The organism is Acinetobacter sp. X9, assembly GCF_054889255.1.
Genome location: NZ_CM142679.1, coordinates 3360263 through 3380603 on the forward strand (window position 1 = coordinate 3360263; position 20341 = coordinate 3380603).

General features: G+C 39.8%; 21 protein-coding genes and 1 pseudogene. 17 read left to right on the forward strand and 5 right to left on the reverse strand.

All coding sequences use genetic code 11. The features are described 5' to 3' along the window. Window positions 1–174: 174 nt before the first annotated feature. The 5 genes from leuA (at window position 175) to rdgB (ending at window position 5094) form a co-directional block, all read left to right on the forward strand. Window positions 175–1872 (forward strand): 2-isopropylmalate synthase, encoded by a 1698-nt coding sequence (gene leuA, locus ACYU0V_RS15985; RefSeq protein WP_461848213.1) that lies wholly within the window; start codon window positions 175–177, stop codon window positions 1870–1872. Between the two features lie 83 nt (window positions 1873–1955). Beyond that, on the forward strand, window positions 1956–3116 hold the full coding sequence (gene metX / locus ACYU0V_RS15990) for a homoserine O-succinyltransferase MetX (RefSeq protein WP_002114709.1): 1161 nt from the start codon (window positions 1956–1958) through the stop codon (window positions 3114–3116). Then, window positions 3116–3709 carry a methionine biosynthesis protein MetW gene (metW, locus tag ACYU0V_RS15995; RefSeq protein WP_001217230.1) on the forward strand — a complete coding sequence of 198 codons (594 nt, stop codon included), beginning with the start codon at window positions 3116–3118 and terminating at the stop codon, window positions 3707–3709. Before metX ends, metW begins: the two co-directional genes overlap by 1 nt. Next, on the forward strand, window positions 3706–4293 hold the full coding sequence (locus ACYU0V_RS16000; RefSeq protein ID WP_005804213.1) for a tetratricopeptide repeat protein: 588 nt from the start codon (window positions 3706–3708) through the stop codon (window positions 4291–4293). Before metW ends, ACYU0V_RS16000 begins: the two co-directional genes overlap by 4 nt. 174 nt (window positions 4294–4467) lie before the next feature. Continuing rightward, entirely contained in the window at window positions 4468–5094 is a 627-nt protein-coding gene (gene rdgB / locus ACYU0V_RS16005) for an RdgB/HAM1 family non-canonical purine NTP pyrophosphatase (RefSeq protein WP_461848215.1), read from the forward strand. Window positions 5095–5287: 193 nt separating this feature from the next. Here rdgB and ACYU0V_RS16010 read toward each other — a convergent pair whose 3' ends face one another. Then, the gene (locus ACYU0V_RS16010) at window positions 5288–6163 is read right to left on the reverse strand and encodes an AEC family transporter (RefSeq protein WP_461848217.1); all 876 of its coding nucleotides are present in this window, start codon (window positions 6161–6163) and stop codon (window positions 5288–5290) included. A 252-nt stretch (window positions 6164–6415) separates the two neighbouring features. Between ACYU0V_RS16010 and ACYU0V_RS16015 the strand changes: the two genes are divergently transcribed. The 5 genes from ACYU0V_RS16015 (at window position 6416) to ACYU0V_RS16035 (ending at window position 12518) form a co-directional block, all read left to right on the forward strand. Then, complete coding sequence (locus ACYU0V_RS16015) at window positions 6416–6634, forward strand: Sec-independent protein translocase subunit TatA (RefSeq protein WP_014208317.1); 219 nt, start codon at window positions 6416–6418, stop codon at window positions 6632–6634. A 12-nt stretch (window positions 6635–6646) separates the two neighbouring features. After that, window positions 6647–7084 carry a Sec-independent protein translocase protein TatB gene (gene tatB / locus ACYU0V_RS16020; RefSeq protein ID WP_002114889.1) on the forward strand — a complete coding sequence of 146 codons (438 nt, stop codon included), beginning with the start codon at window positions 6647–6649 and terminating at the stop codon, window positions 7082–7084. Further along, complete coding sequence (tatC, locus tag ACYU0V_RS16025; protein WP_017398798.1) at window positions 7081–7851, forward strand: twin-arginine translocase subunit TatC; 771 nt, start codon at window positions 7081–7083, stop codon at window positions 7849–7851. The genes tatB and tatC overlap by 4 nt, the downstream gene beginning before the upstream one ends. Before the next feature lie 175 nt (window positions 7852–8026). Continuing rightward, the gene (locus tag ACYU0V_RS16030; protein ID WP_017398797.1) at window positions 8027–9979 is read left to right on the forward strand and encodes a PhoX family protein; all 1953 of its coding nucleotides are present in this window, start codon (window positions 8027–8029) and stop codon (window positions 9977–9979) included. Between the two features lie 205 nt (window positions 9980–10184). Next, on the forward strand, window positions 10185–12518 hold the full coding sequence (locus ACYU0V_RS16035; RefSeq protein WP_461848219.1) for a PhoX family protein: 2334 nt from the start codon (window positions 10185–10187) through the stop codon (window positions 12516–12518). Window positions 12519–12565: 47 nt separating this feature from the next. Here the strand turns inward: ACYU0V_RS16035 and ACYU0V_RS16040 are convergent, their stop codons facing one another. Further along, window positions 12566–13345: an NRDE family protein gene (locus ACYU0V_RS16040; RefSeq protein ID WP_461848221.1), complete on the reverse strand. Its 780-nt coding sequence runs from the start codon at window positions 13343–13345 to the stop codon at window positions 12566–12568. Between the two features lie 93 nt (window positions 13346–13438). On the opposite strand from ACYU0V_RS16040, the gene lgt reads away from it, so the two are divergent. The 7 genes and pseudogenes from lgt (at window position 13439) to msrA (ending at window position 18282) form a co-directional block, all read left to right on the forward strand. Beyond that, entirely contained in the window at window positions 13439–14257 is an 819-nt protein-coding gene (lgt, locus tag ACYU0V_RS16045; protein WP_031947295.1) for a prolipoprotein diacylglyceryl transferase, read from the forward strand. An 80-nt stretch (window positions 14258–14337) separates the two neighbouring features. After that, a complete protein-coding gene (locus ACYU0V_RS16050; RefSeq protein WP_002115133.1) occupies window positions 14338–14697 on the forward strand; it encodes a hypothetical protein in 360 nt (119 codons plus the stop codon). A 9-nt stretch (window positions 14698–14706) separates the two neighbouring features. Further along, a pseudogene (locus ACYU0V_RS16055) lies at window positions 14707–15172 on the forward strand (hypothetical protein). 18 nt (window positions 15173–15190) lie between these two features. Continuing rightward, window positions 15191–16033 carry a thymidylate synthase gene (gene thyA / locus ACYU0V_RS16060; protein ID WP_017398793.1) on the forward strand — a complete coding sequence of 281 codons (843 nt, stop codon included), beginning with the start codon at window positions 15191–15193 and terminating at the stop codon, window positions 16031–16033. A 44-nt stretch (window positions 16034–16077) separates the two neighbouring features. After that, entirely contained in the window at window positions 16078–16587 is a 510-nt protein-coding gene (locus ACYU0V_RS16065) for a dihydrofolate reductase (protein ID WP_002114723.1), read from the forward strand. A gap of 14 nt (window positions 16588–16601) precedes the next feature. Further along, window positions 16602–17657: an Lnb N-terminal periplasmic domain-containing protein gene (locus tag ACYU0V_RS16070; protein ID WP_461848222.1), complete on the forward strand. Its 1056-nt coding sequence runs from the start codon at window positions 16602–16604 to the stop codon at window positions 17655–17657. Between the two features lie 100 nt (window positions 17658–17757). Continuing rightward, window positions 17758–18282: a peptide-methionine (S)-S-oxide reductase MsrA gene (msrA, locus tag ACYU0V_RS16075; RefSeq protein WP_004794799.1), complete on the forward strand. Its 525-nt coding sequence runs from the start codon at window positions 17758–17760 to the stop codon at window positions 18280–18282. A 57-nt stretch (window positions 18283–18339) separates the two neighbouring features. Here the strand turns inward: msrA and ACYU0V_RS16080 are convergent, their stop codons facing one another. The 3 genes from ACYU0V_RS16080 to ACYU0V_RS16090 are packed head-to-tail and all read right to left on the reverse strand — an operon-like array spanning window position 18340 to window position 20157. Continuing rightward, window positions 18340–18744, reverse strand: a complete 405-nt coding sequence (locus tag ACYU0V_RS16080; RefSeq protein WP_000885432.1) for an ExbD/TolR family protein — start codon at window positions 18742–18744, stop codon at window positions 18340–18342. Further along, entirely contained in the window at window positions 18744–19364 is a 621-nt protein-coding gene (locus ACYU0V_RS16085; protein ID WP_001011664.1) for a MotA/TolQ/ExbB proton channel family protein, read from the reverse strand. The genes ACYU0V_RS16080 and ACYU0V_RS16085 overlap by 1 nt, the downstream gene beginning before the upstream one ends. A 43-nt stretch (window positions 19365–19407) precedes the next feature. After that, window positions 19408–20157, reverse strand: coding sequence for an energy transducer TonB (locus ACYU0V_RS16090; protein ID WP_461848225.1), 750 nt, complete (start codon window positions 20155–20157; stop codon window positions 19408–19410). Between the last annotated feature and the right edge of the window lie 184 nt (window positions 20158–20341).

The following is a 20341-nucleotide window of genomic DNA, read 5'->3' on the forward strand; positions in this document are numbered from 1 at the left end:
TCATCTGCAACTCCTGATGCTGCGCCAAGCGCGCGTATAAAAATTTTGTCTGCTTTTTAAAGCAGCACTTCAAAATTACCTTTAATTTTTCTGAATTAGATACCATATATAACTGTAGACGTTGCCTTTTAAATATATCCAGAGCAACCGCGCTACGAGACAAGGAGTTTTCTCATGATGTTGGCTGACCCTAGCAAAAAATACCGCCGTATGTACCAGCGTGTGGATTTACCAGATCGCCAATGGCCAAATAAAGAAATTACAAAAGCGCCAATCTGGATGAGTACAGATTTACGTGACGGTAACCAAGCAATTTTTGAACCAATGAACATGGAACAAAAATTCAAAATGTTCAAAATGCTTGTAAAAATCGGTTTTAAACATATTGAAATCGGCTTCCCGTCTGCATCTCAAATTGACTTCGATTTTACCCGCATGTTAATCGAAGAAAATCATATTCCTGATGATGTCTACATTGAAGTTTTGGTTCAGGCACGTGACCATTTGATTGAGCGTACTTTCGAAGCTTTAGCCGGTGCTAAGCGCGCAATTGTGCATATTTATAACTCTAACTCTCCAACCTTCCGCCAAAAGGTGTTGAATGTAGATGTAAATGGCGCAAAACAGTTGGCGGTGAATGCAGCTCAGAAAGTGAAAGAATATGCTGCGCAATATCCTCAAACTGACTGGATTTTCCAGTACAGCCCAGAATGTTTCTCTGCAACCGAATTAGAAGTCGCAAAAGATGTCTGTGACGCCGTCACAGAAATTTGGGATGCACGTCCAGATCATAAAGTGATTTTAAACTTGCCAGCGACTGTAGAAGTTTCTACGCCAAATGTTTATGCAGACCAAATTGAATGGATGCATCGTAACTTGGCACGTCGTGATGGCGTGATTATTTCTGTTCACTGCCACAATGACCGTGGCTGTGGTATTGCTGCATCAGAACTTGCCATTATGGCCGGTGCTGACCGTGTTGAAGGTTGTGTGTTTGGTAATGGTGAACGTACAGGTAACGTTGACGTTGCTGCGATTGCATTGAACATGTACACCCAAGGTGTAGCGCCAGAGTTAGATTTCTCTAACATTAATGAAGTCATTGCAACAGTTGAAGAATGTACTGGTTTACCTGTACACCCTCGTCATCCATATGCAGGTGACTTGGTATTTACTGCATTCTCTGGTTCACATCAGGATGCAATCAAAAAAGGCTTTGAATACCAGAAAAATGAAGAAATCTGGGATATGCCTTACTTGCCAATCGACCCGAAAGACTTGGGCCGTGACTACGATGCTGTAATTCGTGTAAATAGCCAGTCTGGTAAAGGTGGTATCGCTTATTTATTAGAATCAAACTACAACGTTGTATTACCACGTCGTTTGCAAATCGAATTCAGTCAGGTTGTTCAACAATATGCTGATGAGAACGGTACAGAAATTAATGCTAAAGAAATCTGGACGTTATTTAAAGATGCGTATGTTGATGTGAAGAATCATCATTACACAGTCAAACACTACAAGTTATCTGACATTAATGGCACTCAAATCATCGAACTTGATATTGATGTCGAAGGTGAAACACAACAGCTTCGTGGTGAAGGTAACGGACCAATCTCTGCATTCTTAAATGCTCTTCAATTACCAATTGACGTATTGAACTATGAAGAACGTAGTATTAGTTCTGGTGCAAATGCAAAAGCATTAACCTTAATTGAGCTTCAAGTAAAAGGTACAGGTAAAGGTTCGTTTGGTGCTGGTGTTCATGACAATACCGTCACCTCATCCATTGAAGCAATTATTGCGTGTACCAACCGTTTGATTGATCAAGGTGTTTTAAGTACAGATCAGGTTGTTGCCGCCGCTGTTTAATTAAAAAAAAGACTTTGGAAAGGATACCTAGCTTGGTATCCTTTCTTTTTATTCCTGAAAGATTTAAAAGGCGAAATGTTCCCGTGTCTTTTCCAGCTGATTCAGTGGGGTTAGTCACTCCGCAAAAGTTCCAATTTGAAGAACCATTACACCTTGAATGTGATCGTGTTTTGCCACGTTTTGAACTAATGGTCGAAACTTACGGCACTTTAAATGCTGATAAATCAAATGCAATTTTAATCTGTCACGCTCTTTCCGGACATCATCATGCAGCGGGTTATCACCACGAAGATGATAAAAAAGCTGGATGGTGGGATAGTTGTATTGGCCCGGGTAAGGCAATCGATACAAATAAGTTTTTTGTAGTTTCGCTAAATAATATTGGTGGCTGTAATGGCTCAACTGGCCCGACCTCACCAAATCCTGAAAACGACAACCGTCCTTATGGACCTGATTTTCCATTAGTAACGGTACGTGACTGGGTTAAAACTCAGGCCATGCTTTCTGACCGTTTGGGTGTAGATGTCTGGTATGCAGTGGTCGGTGGATCATTAGGAGGCATGCAAGCACTACAATGGTCCGTAGACTACCCTGACCGCCTACAAAAATGTGTGATTATTGCCAGTGCACCAAAGCTTTCAGCACAGAATATTGCATTTAATGAGGTTGCTCGTCAGTCAATCTTGTCTGATCCAGACTTCCATCATGGCCGTTATTTAGAAAATGATAGTTATCCGAAACGCGGACTAATTCTGGCTCGCATGGTAGGTCATATCACCTATCTTTCAGAAGAAGCCATGAAACAAAAATTTGGCCGTGATTTAAAATCTGGCAAATTTATGTACGGTTTTGATGTTGAATTTCAAGTCGAAAGCTATCTTCGTTATCAAGGCGAACAGTTTAGCCGTAACTTTGATGCCAATACTTATCTCATCATGACTAAAGCTTTAGATTATTTTGACCCATCTCGTGAGTACGGTCATTCTTTAACTGAAGCGATGGGTAAAACTAAATGCCAGTTCTTGATTGTCTCGTTCACAACTGACTGGCGTTTTGCACCAAGCCGCTCACAAGAAATTGTAGATGCACTTATTACCAATCATAAGCCAGTAAGTTATCTCGACATTGATGCTGAACAAGGACATGACTCGTTCTTATTCCCTATTCCACTGTATGTCAAAACCATGCGCGCTTTCTTAGGCGGTGAAGAACACTTAAAATCGACATCATTGGAGGCAAGCTAATGCGTATTGATCAACAACTGGCAGAAAAGTGGATTAAACCCGGCTCAAGCGTACTCGATTTAGGGTGTGGTGACGGTGAATTACTCGCTCATATGAGCCAAAAGCATCAAATTCGTGCTTATGGTTTAGAAATTGATCAAGAAAAGATTGCAATTGCCGTCAGTCGCGGGTTAAATATTATTCAACAAGATTTGAATCTCGGCTTAAGCCGCTTTGCAGACCAGTCCTTTGACTATGTGGTTATGGCACAAGCTTTGCAAGCCGTAGATGCACCCGATGTTTTATTAAGAGACATGGTGCGTGTGGGTAAACAGGCAATTATTACTTTTCCAAACTTTGCGCATTGGAAGACTCGCTCTTTTCTTGCATTAAAAGGAATGATGCCTGTATCGGATGCTCTACCATATATGTGGTATAACACCCCCAACATTCATTTATGTACATTTAAAGATTTCGAAGCACTATGTGCTGAAAATCAGATACAAATTATTAATCGACTCGCCGTCAATGGAAATCAGCAGGGAAGCCTGTTAAGCAAACATGTTCCTAATTTGTTTGGTGAAGTCGCTATTTATCGAGTGAGTGCACTATGAAAAAGACATTATTTAGCACACTATTTGCAGGACTGCTAAGTATGCAGGCTCATGCAGATTATATCGCCCAGCCACAATCGGTTGCGAGTCAGGCTGCACGTTTTTCAACAATGGGGATTAACGATCTTCAGAAAGCAGCAAAAGCTGGTCAAGCAGGCGCACAGTTTTATCTTGGTACACACTATCAATATGGTAAAGATGTAGCAAAAGATGACAAACAGGCTTTCGCATGGTTTAAAGCAGCAGCGGATCAAGGTTTATCGCCAGCACAATTAAACGTAGGCCGCATGTATGCCGACGGTATTGGTGTTAAAAAAGATGAGTCTATGGCTCGTAAATACTTTGAAAAAGCAGCAAGCAATGGCGATAACCGTGCAAGCTACAACCTTGCGATGATGGAAGAGCAAAAGAAAAACTACGTTGGTGCTTACCAATGGTATGAGCTTTCAACTCGTGATGGCATGCTCGACAATAAAGTGATTAGCTTATCTGAAGGTAAGAAAACTGCTCTAGCAGCAAACTTAACTCAAGAACAAATCCGTACAGCACGTGACCGTGCGGACAAATGGATTCAAGCACAATAATAACGGTTCATCCGTAAAAAACCTTACTCGACTAAAGCCACCTTGTATGCTCTACAAGGTGGCTTTAGTTTAGGTTGTCCCATTTTATATTCTATTTATTTCCCTCTATATCCCCTCTTAAAAAACACGTAACATAACTCACGTTCGATATTAGCTATAAAGTTTGGTTTTATTATGTCTACCCCACATTGGTTTGATCAGGGCAGTTTAGTTCTTGCCAGCAATAACAAAGGTAAAGTCGCAGAGTTTGAAAAACTTTTTGAACAGCTTAAGTTACCAGTAGAAATTATTCCTCAAGGTCGCCTTAATATTCCTGATGCAATTGAAGATGGTTTAAGCTTTATTGAAAATGCCATTATTAAAGCTCGTCATGCCTCTAAAATTTCAGGTAAACCTGCTATGGCTGACGACTCTGGTATTTGTGTACCAGTCTTAGGCGGCGCACCTGGTATTTATTCAGCACGCTATGCTGGAGAACATGGTGACGATGCAGCCAACAATGCCAAATTATTAAATGACCTTTTACCTTACCGTAAGAATGGTGAAGTAATTGAAGGTATGTTTGTGTGCGTACTTGCTTTAGTGACGCATGCTGAAGATCCTTTACCACAAATTTTCCAAGGCATCTGGCACGGTGAAATTTTAGAAGCTGCACGTGGTGAAAATGGCTTCGGCTATGACCCATTGTTCTGGTTGCCTGAGCTACAAGTGTCTAGCGCTGAATTGTCTAAAGAAGACAAGAATAAGATTAGTCATCGTGGGCAAGCGATACAGTTATTTAAAGAGAGCTTACAGAAGTAAGCTGATCACATGGCCACAATATGCAGCGTTAGAATATATTAAACTTTGTATAGGCAGACCTTACTTTTCAAAGATGAAAAAGTAAGCAAAAATCTTTTGTTAGACTGATGGTACGTTCATGTATCACAGTCTAACTGGCGGCATCCATGTCGCCTTCGCACAAGCAGATATAGGGGAAAAATTTTTAAATTAATTATAGTGGGAAATGCAAAAACACCGCATAAATCGCAATAAAAACACAACTCACAATCGTCCCTGAGGCAATGTAAGCCGCAGATCTACCAGTTCCTTGATAATGTGTTTCTAACGCTACAATATTCGCTGCTGGTGGCAGACAGAACATTAAAAACATCACTCCAATTTGCTGACTGATATTTGGAATGGGTAAAAATCTATAAGCTAAGCCACAAAGAATAAACCCGCACACTACTTTAAATGCTTGAGCTTTTATACTGTAAATTAAGTCTTTTAAATGCACTCGGGTACGGCGTAGCCACATTCCCAGCACACACATACCAGCAAAAGTCATGACAAACTTAGCAACTTCATATACCCAATGTATAGCAGGATGCTCGATATGTTGAGCACCTAACGACCTAAGTAAAAGTGCACAAAATATTGAAATACACGGTGGAGAAGTTAAAACCTTTTTTAATATGTTGAGCTTACTTTGTGGTGCAGTGGTGACTGCCGTAACAGCCCATGCATTTCCAAAAAGAGACATACCAATATATAAAGCCACAATAGGAGCCGTAGCATTAGGTCCAAATAAGGCCATGGCAAAGGGAAAGCCAAGCCACCCCATGTTGGTATAACTCACGCATAGCGCTAATAATCTATCTTTAAATAGAGCTAAATAGGCAAAGAAAATAAGAAATGCTGAACCGAAGCTAAACAGCATCAAACTCAAACTACCTGGCTGATAAAATACCATGTTATAAATAATCACAATTGGAATTAGTAAGCGGGCAAGCCAAGCTGAAAGAATAGGTTTTATGGTTTCTGCAATGGAAGTCTGAGCAAGTAGAAGTCCTGTGATAAATGCCAATATAGGCAGTAGTAGCGCCACGCTCTCTCCTCTTGCTCATCAAAACCAGCTTGCTATGCTACACCTTTTCAAAATGAAATGTACTCTCCATTTCAAGTAATTTAAGTGACTCTTTTCAAACTATGTATAAATAAAAAAAGAAGATATTCAGTTTATAAAATGAACTTTTTAGGTTTTGACAGTCATTCATTGTCTTAAAAATGACATATAAATGTCACATTCCTGTCATGGCAACCTGTTGATATAAAGCAAACTGAAAAGAGGTATAAGATCATGGCCGGTTTATCTATTTGGCATGTCGTTATTTTTGCAATTGTCGTTATTTTATTATTCGGTACGTCAAAATTAAAAAATATCGGTAAAGACGTAGGCGGTGCAGTAAAAGACTTTAAAAAATCAGTTCGTGAAGATGATGAGACTACTGCTCTTAATACTCCACGTACCATTGATGCCCAAGTCAAAACACCTGACAGCACATCAGTAAAAAGCTAAAGGTTTTCGACCATGCTTGATGTAGGAATGACAGAGCTACTCTGTTTTGCAATTATTGCAATTTTAGTTTTAGGTCCGGATAAACTTCCAGAAGCTGCACGCTTTGCTGGTCGTTGGTATGTTCGTCTAAAACGTTATATTACCAATTTGCAAAATGAGATTGATCAAGAGTTGCGTCTTTCTGAGTTTCGAAAAGAAATGCAAGAAGAACTCAACCGCATTGAAGCACTAGAACGTAAAGTACAACAACAGCTTGAAGAAATTCAAAAGCAGAATATTTCTGAAAATATAGATAAGGCTGAGGCAACCAAATCAGTGCCCCAACCTATTCGGATATGTCTTCCTATATCAGGCCATTATAAAGTCCCATACATTAGAAAATTTATGCCTTTAGCATCATCAACTGATATTTCAGAGACATCACCTGTTAAATTGAAGATTGCCGTATGAACCAACTGCCTTCAACCACTGTAAATAATCAGGAAAATTTAGACCAAATGCCAATCATGAGCCATTTGGTCGTTTTACGACGTCATTTATTTAGGATTGTCGGAGTAACCTTATTTTTATTTTTTTGCTTATTACCTTTTAGAAATAATACTTACCAATTACTATCTGAACCTTTGAGGCTGCAACTTCCGACCTCCTCGTCAATGATTGCAACCGATGTCACTGCAACATTCATGGCACCTTTTAAACTCAATTTATTTGTCGCACTTGTGCTGGCAATGCCATTTATTCTTTATGAAATCTGGTCATTTGTTCGTCCAGCACTCTATCAAAAAGAACGTCATTTAGCACTACCATTACTCATCGGTAGTATTGTCTTGTTTTATGCGGGTGTTGCTTTTGCATATTACATTACTCTTCCAGCAATTTTACATTTCTTTATTAGTGTATCGCCTGAAACTGTTGCACCGATGACGGATATTAATAGCTACCTAAGCTTCTGCTTAAAGTTATTTTTAGTATTTGGACTGACTTTTGAAATTCCAATCGCGACACTCCTCCTTATTTTAATCGGTGTGGTAAATACAAAAAGCCTTGCTGAAAAGCGACGTTTTATCATTGTTGGATGCTTTTTTGTAGCGATGTTTATTACCCCACCAGATGCAATTTCAATGGTGATGTTAGCCATCCCAATGTGGTTGCTTTTCGAACTTGGCCTACTCTTTGGTAAAATTCTTGAGAAAAGAAAAGCCCATTCTGCTGAATAAAATAGTTTCTAAGGAAAAGCCTGAACCTACAAGTTCAGGCTTTTTTATGTAGAACACTTTTTAATCTACAAAGCAATAAACTGTCTTCAAAGTGACTTAAAAATGTAAGAAAAGTGTCATTTTCAGTCCATAGAATCAACTCAACAAATATACCCACAAAATTTACGGATTTCTTATGACAACTGCTTCTACTCAACCAACGCGTCGCGAAATTTTAAAATGGTTTTCGGGGATTCCTTTTCTACCATTAGGAGCGATGGCTACGGCAGCAACATTAGCAGGTTGTAATGATAGTGATGACAGCTCAGTAGTCACTCCAACACCACAACCAAGCAAATTTAAAAATGCAAAATTCACAGCAATGCCAGCGCCAACAACTGCAGCTGATCGTGCAACAACTGTAGTGAATTCTAAATTAAAAATTGATTGGGAAAATTCAACCAGTACTGAATACCAACTCGCTTATAAACCTTTCTTTAAAACTGGTGATAGCGTACCAAAACTTGGTGGTGGGACGATTATTGCGGGTGGTTATTTTGATGTTAACGGCAATCCAATTATGGATAAGTCAGTTGCTGGTAAAGAGCGTCAGTTCTTTTCAGACTGTCCAGATGGTTCATCTCTAATTCAATTAGAAGGTGCGAAAGTTGAAGGCGTAGCAAACCCAGTGTTCCATGTCGTTCAATTTGAATACAACTCTAAAGACCAAGCAGGTGGTGATACTTACGGTCAATTACCTTCACCAATCGCAATTTTAACTTTAGATCAAGACCAAAAAACAGGTCACCTAGAACTTAAAAAATACTTCAATGTTGATACTGCACCAGTACACGGTTTATGGATTACTTGCGGTGCTAGCTTATCACCTTGGAACACTCACTTATCAAGTGAAGAATACGAGCCAGATGCATTCAATCAAGGTATTGGCGGTACAGATCCAAAATATCTTGGTAAATACTTCTTTGGTGATGAAACCAAAGCAAACCCATATAACTACGGTCATTTGCCAGAAGTAACGGTTAACCTTGATGGTACAGGTAGCATTAAAAAGCACTATTGTTTGGGTCGTATTTCTCACGAACTTATCCATGTTATGCCAGACAACCGTACAGCACTTATGGGAGATGACTACACCAATGGTGGTTTCTTCATGTTCGTTGCAGATAAAGAAAAAGATTTATCTGCAGGGACACTATATGTTGCTAAATACATCAATACGCTAACTGAAACCTCAACTGCTAGCATTCAATGGATCAAACTTGGCCATGCGACAAGTAAAGAAATTGAGGATTTAGTTGCTGGTGGGATTAAGTCAACTGACATCATGGAAAGTTTAACAACCAATCCAAATGATGCGAGCTATACTGAAATCACTTTGGCAAAGAAACAGCTTTGGGTCAAACTTAAACCAGGTATGGAAAAAGCAGCAGCTTTCTTGGAAACACATCGTTATGCAGCACTAAAAGGTGCAAGTATGGCGTTCACCAAGATGGAAGGTACTAACGTAAATATTAAAGATAAAGTTGCTTACTCTGCTTTAGCTAATATTCAAGATTCAATGGTCATTGGCGGTAAAGGTTATGTCGCTGGACATAATGTCGCGTTCTCTAAAAAGATTACTGCTGGTGGCGTGCTTGCACACAAGTTAGGTAATAGCTTTACAGACAATGAAGGCAGCGCAATTAATAGTGAGTGGGTTCCTCTTTACTCATATATGCTGCTCATGGGTGAAGATCTTGCTGCGAAAGATAGTTTAGGTAATACAGCGAACCCAGACAAAATTGCTAGCCCAGACAATCTGAAGTTCTCTGAAACTTTACGTACATTATTCATTGGTGAAGACTCAGGTAACCACGTGAACAACTTCTTGTGGGCATACAATGTAGATACCAAAGAGTTAACACGACTGCTTTCTACACCTGCAGGTGCAGAGTCAACAGGTTTACATGCTGTAGATTCAATCAATGGTTGGACTTACATCATGAGCAACTTCCAACATCCAGGCGATAGTAGTAGTGTACCTGAGGATGTTAAGGCATTAATTAACCAAAATTACAACAATGGTTATAGTGCTAACGTCGGCTATATTACAGCAGACCCAATTGCCCCTTCAGTCACAACTAAATAATTTTTCATAAGCTCTCTAAACATTAAAGCTGGCTAAGACCAGCTTTAATGTTTTTACATTCAACTTTTACTTTTTATGAAAATTAAATGAAAAATTACAGAACTTTTCATTAACTTATCATCAAAACGTCAACGCCTCGTCACATTCACAAACTAAGCTCATGAAGAATTTTAGAACAATCTCTTTATTTACTTAGGAATTCCCCATGACAGAGCTGACGCCATATCATGAAGACCAAGAACTGGACAATAATACTTCTGACAATATCCACTTCCGCGACATTTTAGAACAACACATCAGTCGCCGTAGTTTAATTACTAAAGCAGCAAGTGGTGCTGTAGCGCTAACTTTAGCCTCTACCTTAACAGGCTGTAATGATAGTGATGATGACTCAGGTTCAAACAACGGTGGAACCACACCTGTAGATCCAAATAAAAAACCAGAAAAATTAACTTTTACCGCAGTTGCGAAAAACCATAACGACATCGTGACTGTACCTGAAGGCTATGAAGCAAATGTCATTTTTGCTTTGGGTGATTCAATCAACCCTGCTTTTGGCGACTGGGACGATAATAATATTCCATCTGGCCCAAGCTTCCAGTTCCGTTCAGGCGACTGTCATGATGGTATGCATTATTTTGGTTTAAATACTTCAACAAACCGCTTTGACGAGAGTGCTTCAGCGCAAGGTTTGTTGGTCATGAATCATGAATATATTAATCAGACTTTCCTTCACCCAAAAGGCCCAACAAAAGTTGATGGACGCCGCCCTGAAGATGAGGTCATTCGTGAAACCAATGCGCATGGCGTTTCTATTGTTTACATCAAAAAAGATGCTGCAACTCAAAAAGTAACAATTGATAAAAGTTCTATTTTTAACCGCCGTATTACAGCATCAACAGAAATGGATTTTGCAGGTGCTGCAGCTGGTTCTGGCTTGCTTGCAACTCGCTTCTCCCCTACTGCAAGTAAAACTCGCGGTACTCATAATAACTGCGGTAATGGTTATACACCTTGGGGCACATACTTAACCACGGAAGAAAACTTTATTGGTTATTTCCAGCGTTCAGGTAGCGATGAATATGCACGTACAGATGCAGAAAAAATTGCATTAAAGCGTTACGGGTTGGGCGTTAAAAAAGATGAACCTTATCTATATGAGAAAGATGAAAAAGGTGCACCTAAAAAAGATAAAGATGGCAACATCATTTACTTAAAAGATAAAAATGGTGAGCTCATTCCTAACGTTGATGAACAAGGGCGACAAATTTATTTAGGCACAAGTTCGCGTTACGGCTGGGAAACAGCAATTGGTCAAGTAGAGTCACAAGACTTATATGACCGCTGGAATGCCGACGTAAAAGCTGCACAAGCTACCCAAGATTATCGTAACGGTCCAAATACATTCGGTTGGATGGTCGAGATTGATCCGTTTGATGTTCGCCTAAATCCGGTTAAACGTACCTCATTGGGACGTTTTGCACATGAAGATAGTGCTTGTCGTGCCGTAGCAGGTCAACCATTAGCATTTTATATGGGCGATGATTCTCGCGGTGAGTACATCTATAAATTCGTCTCTACCGCAGTGTGGGATGTCAAAGATGTAAATCGTGGTTATGCGGCTGGCGACAAATACATGAACGCAGGTAAATTGTATGTTGCCAAGTTTAATAATGATGGTTCAGGTCAATGGATTGAACTTGCCTATGGCAAAAATGGCTTAAATGAAAGCAACACGACCTACCCATTTAAATCTCAAGCTGACGTTGTCACATTTGCACGTTTAGCTGCCGATGCAGTCGGTGCTACAAAAATGGACCGCCCAGAATGGTGTACGGTCAACCCAGTGAACGGTGAAGTTTATGTCACCTTAACCAACAACTCAAATCGTGGTAAAGATTACGCGACCGATGCTGCGAACCCGCGTAACTATACTGACCTTAAAGATGGAAAAACCACTCAAAAGGGTAACGTTAACGGTCATATTATCCGTTTTAAAGAAACGGATGACAAAACGACTGCTGAAACCTTCAAATGGGATATTTACCTATTTGGTGCAGAAGCATCTATGGCTTCAAACATCAACCTATCTGGTTTAACAGACAACAATGATTTGTCATCTCCAGATGGTATGTGGTTTGACCCACGTGGTGTACTTTGGATTCAAACAGATGATGGCGCATACACTGATGTCACTAACTGTATGATGCTTGCTGCGCTACCAGGCCAGATTGGAGATGGTGCTCCTGCAACTACCTCAAATGGTCAGCAAACTTTAGTCGGTGCTAAAGTTACAGACTCAACTTTGCGCCGTTTCTTGGTGGGACCTAAGCAATGTGAGATTACAGGTATTGCGATGACACCTGACTACAAAGCAATTTTCATTAATGTTCAACACCCTGGTGAAGATTCTGCAAGTTACTCAACACCAGAAAGTAACTGGCCAGCAACCCAAAAAGATCCAAGCAACAAAACTGCGCGTCCACGCTCAGCAACTGTTGTGATTACCCGTAAAGATGGTGGTGTGATCGCGGGTTAATTCTTAGATGATTAAAAATGCCGGTCAATTGATCGGCATTTTTATTATCATCGATTTAAGAGAACCTGCTGCTGAACAATTTGCCCACTATGCTCGCCTTGTTGGGTCTTTTCCAACCAAAGCCATTCATTATTGGTCATCCTTAAAAAATTTGAACAACGTGTGCCATACACAGGACTTTGAATAAAAGTCGATGACAATAACTCTTCCATTTCTGGCTGAATGCCGGTATTGGGTAATAATGCCGTTGTGACCTTACGTTCATCTTCAAGAATATCCCATGCAGCATGTTGCAAAGTTAACTCTTCCGTCTGGTGCTGAAGCATAGGCAAAAACTCTTGCGTAAAACGTGTTCTTAAATGTCTGGTTTTTTCCCAATGTTCAGACATCAGACCATTCGAAACCACATAAACACCATTGGCTAATACTTGCGGGGCTTCACCACGGTTACTCATATAAACCGCTTGATCAGCATTTCCCATAAACAGGTTAAAGCCAGCAAAGTTCTGTTGCTGCTGTTCTAATTGTTGAGCAAATCGAATCGGCAATAAATCAGACTCTAAAAAAGCCTGAACTAAGTGCCCTCGAGAAGTTCCGTATGATTTTTGATCTCGTCCATCACGAAAATTGGTCAAGACAGCCCATCGGCCTTGAGGTGTAACGCCCATCCAAGTCCCACCCGACTGTAAATCTTGCCCAGCAATAATCGGTGTGTGTTGCCACTGATGTAATAAAGCTGTTGGTCGATGATAGAACTCATCCCGATTTGACATAAGACATAAGGGCATATCATCCAGAACATACCATGCTAAAGCCACAATACACATCTTTTCTTATTCCCTATCTTTACACATTGAATGTACAACATTTTTCACATCATTCCGCTACAATCTGTCAAAACGTAAGATCAAGGAGCAGCAATGCTGACCTATCCTAATATCGATCCGGTCGCAATACATCTAGGACCTCTTCAAGTCCATTGGTATGGACTCATGTATTTATTGGCATTTTTATGTGCTTGGGGGCTTGCTTCCTACCGTGCCAAACAGCGTGATGGCTGGACATCAGAAATGGTTTCCGATCTGGTGTTTTACGGTGCTTTAGGTGTCGTTCTGGGCGGTCGTGTCGGCTACGTCCTTTTCTATGAGTTTGATAAATTCCTTGAAAATCCGATTTGGCTATTCCAAGTCTGGACAGGCGGTATGAGTTTCCATGGCGGCTTCTTAGGCGTCATGATTGCGATGTTATTTTGGTGTAAAAAATATCAAAAAACATGGTTCCAAACCCTCGACTTTATTGCCCCATGTGTACCGACTGGCTTAATGTTTGGGCGCTTTGGTAACTTTATTGGTGGAGAGTTATACGGTCGTGCGGTAACCGACCCAAATTATCCATTTGGTATGATCTTCCCAACTGATCCACTACAACTGGTACGCCATCCATCACAAATTTATCAAGCAATTTGTGAAGGCTTAATCCTATTTATTATCTTGTGGTGGTTTAGTTCAAAACCACGTCCACGCATGGCGGTTTCTGCACTATTTTTAATGGGCTACGGTGTTGCACGCTTCGTAATGGAATTTTTCCGTCAACCAGATGCCGACCAAGGTTTCATTTTATTTGGCTGGATGACTAAAGGTCAGATCCTCACCGTTCCAATGCTATTAATTGGCCTTTGGATGATGTGGTATGCCTACCAAAAGAAAATTTATGACTGGGGCCCACAAAAGAACAGTTAATATGATAAATCAGAGGAGTTTCGGCTCCTCTTTTCTTTTTTATGCTACAGTTTTTACTCTCCTAAAAATGAAGATACGACATGCTGGAATTCTGGTTTAACACTCAAGTCCCGACATTTAAAAAATTAGTAATTTTAATTATTACACTGTTGATTTGTATTGGATTATATCAATACCAACCACTGCCTTTAGATACCATTTTAATGTTTACTGGTACGGGGGTTATTTTTTTAATCTGCCGTTATTTTAAATTACATTTTGCTCAGAAAAATCCAACTGGCCTACTTTACCGCCTGCTGACTTGGATCCCTATCGCTCTTTTATTTGCACTTATTTTTGTTAAAACAATGCCGAACTTGCTGATCTGGGGCGTTCAAGGAATCGCATTTATGGCGCTTGCAGCTTTTATTTTTTCACCTCAATCACTTTTTAATAAATAGGCTCAATATATGCTGGCTTATTGGTACAACGCACCACGTCACATCAAACTTATCTTCATTATTGTTGTTTGTGTTGCAGTTTATGCTGCTAATCAAGTTCAGCCCCTATCTCCTATTTATACAATACTCAGCCTTATTTTCGGGTTTGGTTTACATATTGGGTATTACTTGAATACCAAACTTTCAAACCACACATCAGGCAAATCGAGCTTGGGAGTTTTAATCAAAATCTATCCTATTTTGATCATTATTATTTTGATGTATTTGCTTCCGGTTCAACATAAATGGATTCATCTCATACAAGCTTTAGGCTTTGTACTGATTGGCTTTTTCCTTGTCTCGATTTATCAAAATCGTGCTAAACGATTTTAATTACAAACTATTGCTCGCTTTCCTACCTGTCATTAAACCATGTTATTATCTTCCACGGTTTATTGATCCAGAAACCATCTCCCCTTCTATTTTATGGAATTAATCCGAACTCGAGAGTGTTATGCGTGCATATTTAGACCTACTACAACATATCCTTGATAATGGCGGTGACAAAGGCGACCGTACAGGCACAGGAACCCGTTCTGTATTTGGTCATCAAATGCGTTTTGATCTCTCTAAAGGTTTTCCTTTACTCACCACAAAAAAAGTTCATTTCCGCTCGATTGTGATTGAGTTACTTTGGTTTTTAAAAGGCGACACCAACGTCCAATACCTAAAAGACAATAAAGTTTCAATTTGGGATGAATGGGCAACAGCAGAACAAACTGCTCGCTTTGGCCGTCCAGAGCATGAACTTGGACCAGTCTATGGTCATCAATGGCGTAATTTCGGCGCAACTAAAAATGCTGACGGTACTTATAATCAAGATGGTTTTGACCAGATTAAATGGTTAATTAACGAAATTAAGACCAATCCAAACTCGCGCCGTTTAATTATTTCTGGTTGGAACCCAAATGAAGCTGGACAAGTTGCCTTACCGCCTTGCCATACGCTCTTCCAATTTTTCGTACAAGACAACAAATTGTCATGCCAGCTTTATCAACGTAGTGCCGATGTGTTTTTAGGTGTACCTTTTAACATTGCAAGTTATGCTCTACTCACCCATATGATTGCTCAAGTTTGCGGTCTAGGTGTAGGTGATTTTGTCTGGACTGGTGGTGATACACATCTTTATGTAAACCATTTTGAACAAGCTAAACTTCAATTGACACGTGAGCCTTTACCGCTATGCCAATTGAAACTAAATCCAGAAATAACTGATTTGTTTGATTTCAAATTTGAAGATATCGAGATTGTAGGTTACGAGTCACATCCTGCAATTAAAGCACCAGTTGCAGTATAAAGATGGCTTAAATTTCATTAGATTACGGTTTAGAGAATAAGATTATGGCATGGCAAAATGTAGAAGTTGTCCACGTTGTGGCAATGGACAAAAACCACTGTATTGGTAAAGGCAATGCGTTGCCATGGCATATTTCTGCCGACTTAAAACATTTTAAAGAAATCACACAAGGTGGCGTGGTCGTGATGGGTCGTAAAACCCTTGAGTCTATGGGCCGTGCTCTACCAAACCGTGTGAACTGGGTGATTACCCGTGACATTAACTGGCAATTTGATGGCGTTAAAGTTGCGTATTCAATTGAAGATGCCTTAAATGCAGCTTTAGAAGATGTAAAGAATACCGAAAAACAAGCTTTGTTCATTATTGGTGGTGGTGAAATCTTTAAGCAAACCTTGTCGATTGCAGACCGTCTTGAGCTCACTCATGTTGACTTAGATGTACAAGGTGATGCACATTATCCAACAATACCGAGTGAGTTTCATAAAACCGCAAGTGAACAGCATGTTGATGAAAAATCAGGAACTTCATTCGAGTTTGCTACTTATAAAAAATAATTTTATGGATGCCTATGCACAATATCGGAACACGTGAATTTATTATTGCTCTACTTTTTGGACTTTTACATAGTTTATTCACGCTGTTTATTGTGTTCTCTAGCATTTGGGTATGCGTAGCGCTTTGGGTTCAACAACCTTTTGGCTGGTTAGGCAGCCGCATACTCATTGGCATCTGGATTGCTTTTGCACTGAGTATGGTTGGCTTATATGTTGAAGGTCATATTATTAGCCGCCGTACCGATATGCTGATTTATCTTTTAGCGTTTGCCTGCTCTCTTGTTTGGTATTTTTCGATTACTGCGCGTCAAGATCGAGACTGGAACCCTGAAGTTGCCAATATGCTGAGCTATGAAAAGCACGGCGATGTAATCACTTTACACAATGTTCGTAACTTCAACTGGCATCCTGATGGAACTTATGATGTGCGATGGGAAACCCGCAGTTTTGACCTCAACCAGTTAAATGGAGTAAATATCATTACTTCTTACTGGATGGGACCACAAATTGCTCATACACTGGTAAGCTTCGAATTTAAGAATCAGCAACCTTTAGTCTTCTCAATCGAGATTCGTAAAGAAAAAACTGAAGAGTTTTCGGCAATTGGCGGTTTTTTTAGAAAATATGAACTTAGCTTAATTGCTTCTGATGAAAAGGATATTGTCTATACGCGTAGCAACATCCGTAAAGAGCAAGTTTATAATTTTCCAGTCAATATGCCGCGAAGCGAGCAAAAAGCGCTATTTTTAGAATATCTTAAGAAATCGGATGAGCTACGCAAGAAGCCTGAGTGGTACAACACCCTTACGAGTAACTGTACAACCTTAATTTTCGATATGGTTCAAGCAATTAACCCATATCAGCTTCCCAAAGATTATCGTCTAATCGCTTCGGGTTACTTACCTAATTATTTATATGACCTTAAAGCACTTAATCAAAATATCAGTTTAAAACAGTGGTATCAAATTGCGCATATCAACCCAAGAACTGAAAATTTTGAACAGCTTTCAGATCAGAGTAGTCAACACTTCTCTCAAATCGTTCGACAAGGTTTACCTAAAGCTAAATGAAATAAGTAATGCACTTTTCTTTACTTTTTTATACATGCTTTACTTTGTATTTTAAATACATAAAGCCTATTGTAATAGGCAGGAAATAGAGGGAAAAACAATGCAACAAGCATTATTTGGCGGCGGCTGTTTTTGGTGCGTCGAAGCTGTATTTTTACAAATACGCGGTGTAGAAAAAGTAACTAGTGGTTATGCAGGTGGACACACGACTAACCCTACTTACGAGCAAGTATGTCAAGGAGATACCCAGCACGCTGAGGTAATCTTGGTTGATTTTGATGAAGAGCAAGTAACTTACTCCCAATTACTTGATGTATTCTTCGCGACTCACGATCCAACGACTTTAAATCGCCAAGGTAATGATATTGGCACACAATACCGCTCTGTTATTTACTATTATAATGAAGAGCAAAAGCAGGCAGCGGAACACACGATTCAGACTCTAAAAAATGACGATCTTGATATTGTGACTGAGCTGTCTCCTGTTCCGACATTCTATCCAGCAGAAGAATACCATCAGAATTACTATGCAAAGAATCCTTCACAAGGTTATTGCAACTTTGCGATTCCACCAAAGCTGCTCAAGCTATATAGTAAATTCCAGCATCTGATGAAAGATCAATAAATCAGAACAATAAAAAAGCAACCAGTTTGGTTGCTTTTTTATTGAGTAAACTAAATTTTAGTTTTCACTTACAAAGGCAATATCGCTCAGTCCGGCTTCACTGGCGCGAGACATTACCTGAGCAACAGTATCGTACTTCGACTCTTTATCAGCACGAAGTTGAACTGTTGGTTTAACATCACCTTGACCTGCTTCTTGAAAACGTTTTTGAAGCTCATCTAGGCTAATTACTTGAGTATCCCAAGCCACTTCACCATTTGCATTGATACTAATCGTAATAGCTTTTGGTGGTGGATCAATAATTTCAGCAGTTGTTTTAGGAAGCGTTAATGGAATCGATGGGTTGGCAACTGTTGCTGTGACCAAAAAGATGATCATTAACACCAACATAATGTCGATTAGCGGAATGAGATTCATCTCATTCATGCCACTATCGTGGTCTTCACCCAATTGAAAAGCCATTAAGCTTGACCTCCAACGTAACTTTGCTGTGCAGTTTTAACATCAGACTTTACAGTTGAGTCTTGCTGCAACATCGTGTCAATTAACAAGCTGTGCGCTTGGTCTTGTAAGTCGTGAGCAAGACCACGGTTTGCACGTACACAAATGTTATAAGCCAATACCGCTGGAATCGCAACTGCAAGACCAAGACCTGTCATAATAAGTGCTTCACCTACTGGTGTAGCCACTTGAGCCAAACCTGCTTGTCCGCTTTTACCTACGGCAACAAGCGCATGGAAAATACCCCAAACAGTACCAAACAAACCTACGAATGGTGCAATTGAAGCAATCGTTCCTAAAACAGAAATACCTTTATCAGCATTGGCCTTTTCAGCAGAAATCTGACGAAGTAATGCCTGCTCTGCAACCGCTTTACGCTGTTCAAAACTCAAAGGTTGTAACTTTGCTTTTAACGAAGTGATAGCCTGAGAAAGTTGAGCATAAGCTTGTTGTTTTAGCTGGCGAGTCCCCATCAAACGTAAGATGAAAACTGTCCAGGTAGCAATCGACATTGCCAATAAGATGAAATACAGGGTCTTACTCACTGCATCTGCATGTTGCCAATAGATTGAAAAGTTCATATTGAACTCCTGATTAAGGTTAGCCGTTGGGACTCAAATTCATTTAAGGGGTTAAATCAAAGGGTTGCTCTGCTTTAATTGGATAAGCAACACCATTTTCCATATAAGGTTTAAATTTCGCACCGCGAACAGCACGGACTACTTTGTCATCTAGACTTGAAATACCACTACTTCTAGTCACTCGTACATTAATAATTTTGCCTTTTTCATCGGCTTCAATAAGTACCATGACAGAGCGTGCTTCGCCTTGTAAATCTTTTGAAGAAACTGTTAAATGTGGTGAGCGGCTCCACTGTACACCCGAACCACCAATTGAAACGCGTTTCGGTGATGGATCTGGGGCAGGTTGAGCTTTAGGCGCTTCTTGTACCACTGGTTTTGGTTTTTCGATAACTTTTTCAGTAACAGTTGTCGTTACCACTTTGGTTTCAACTTTAGGTTCTGTCTTTACTGTTTCTTTTGGTGTTTCAGCTTTTTTCACCTGTTGAATTTTTTCCACTTTTTTAGGTGGTGTCACAGGTTTTTCAACAACTTTAACTTCTTTTACCTCTTTTTTAGGTTCCGGCTTTTTAGGCGGTTCCTTTGGCTTAGGAGGTAGTGGTTTTGGTTGCTCTTGAATTTTTACGAAACGTACCTGTAAAGGCTTCTTCTCGATTGGCTTTAATTCAGCAGGCTTAATATGGCTGACCGCCCATAAGACCCCGATATGACCAATTGCAACCGCAATTAGTGCCGTGATGACTTTCTTTTTCATCGGATTGGGAGAGTTTAAGGCTGCGGAAGATTGACTCATAAGAATCTAATTACCTAATGGATGATGATTTCAGATTTCTATTTGTAGAAACGATTTCAAACATCGGATAGAACAATAAAGTGCCACAATAATAAATGAGAAGTGTTTTCATTTGCAACTATTTTTTGAGAAAAACATTTGCTCAATATCACTAATTTGTATCAGTTGAGTGTCTTTGCTTTTG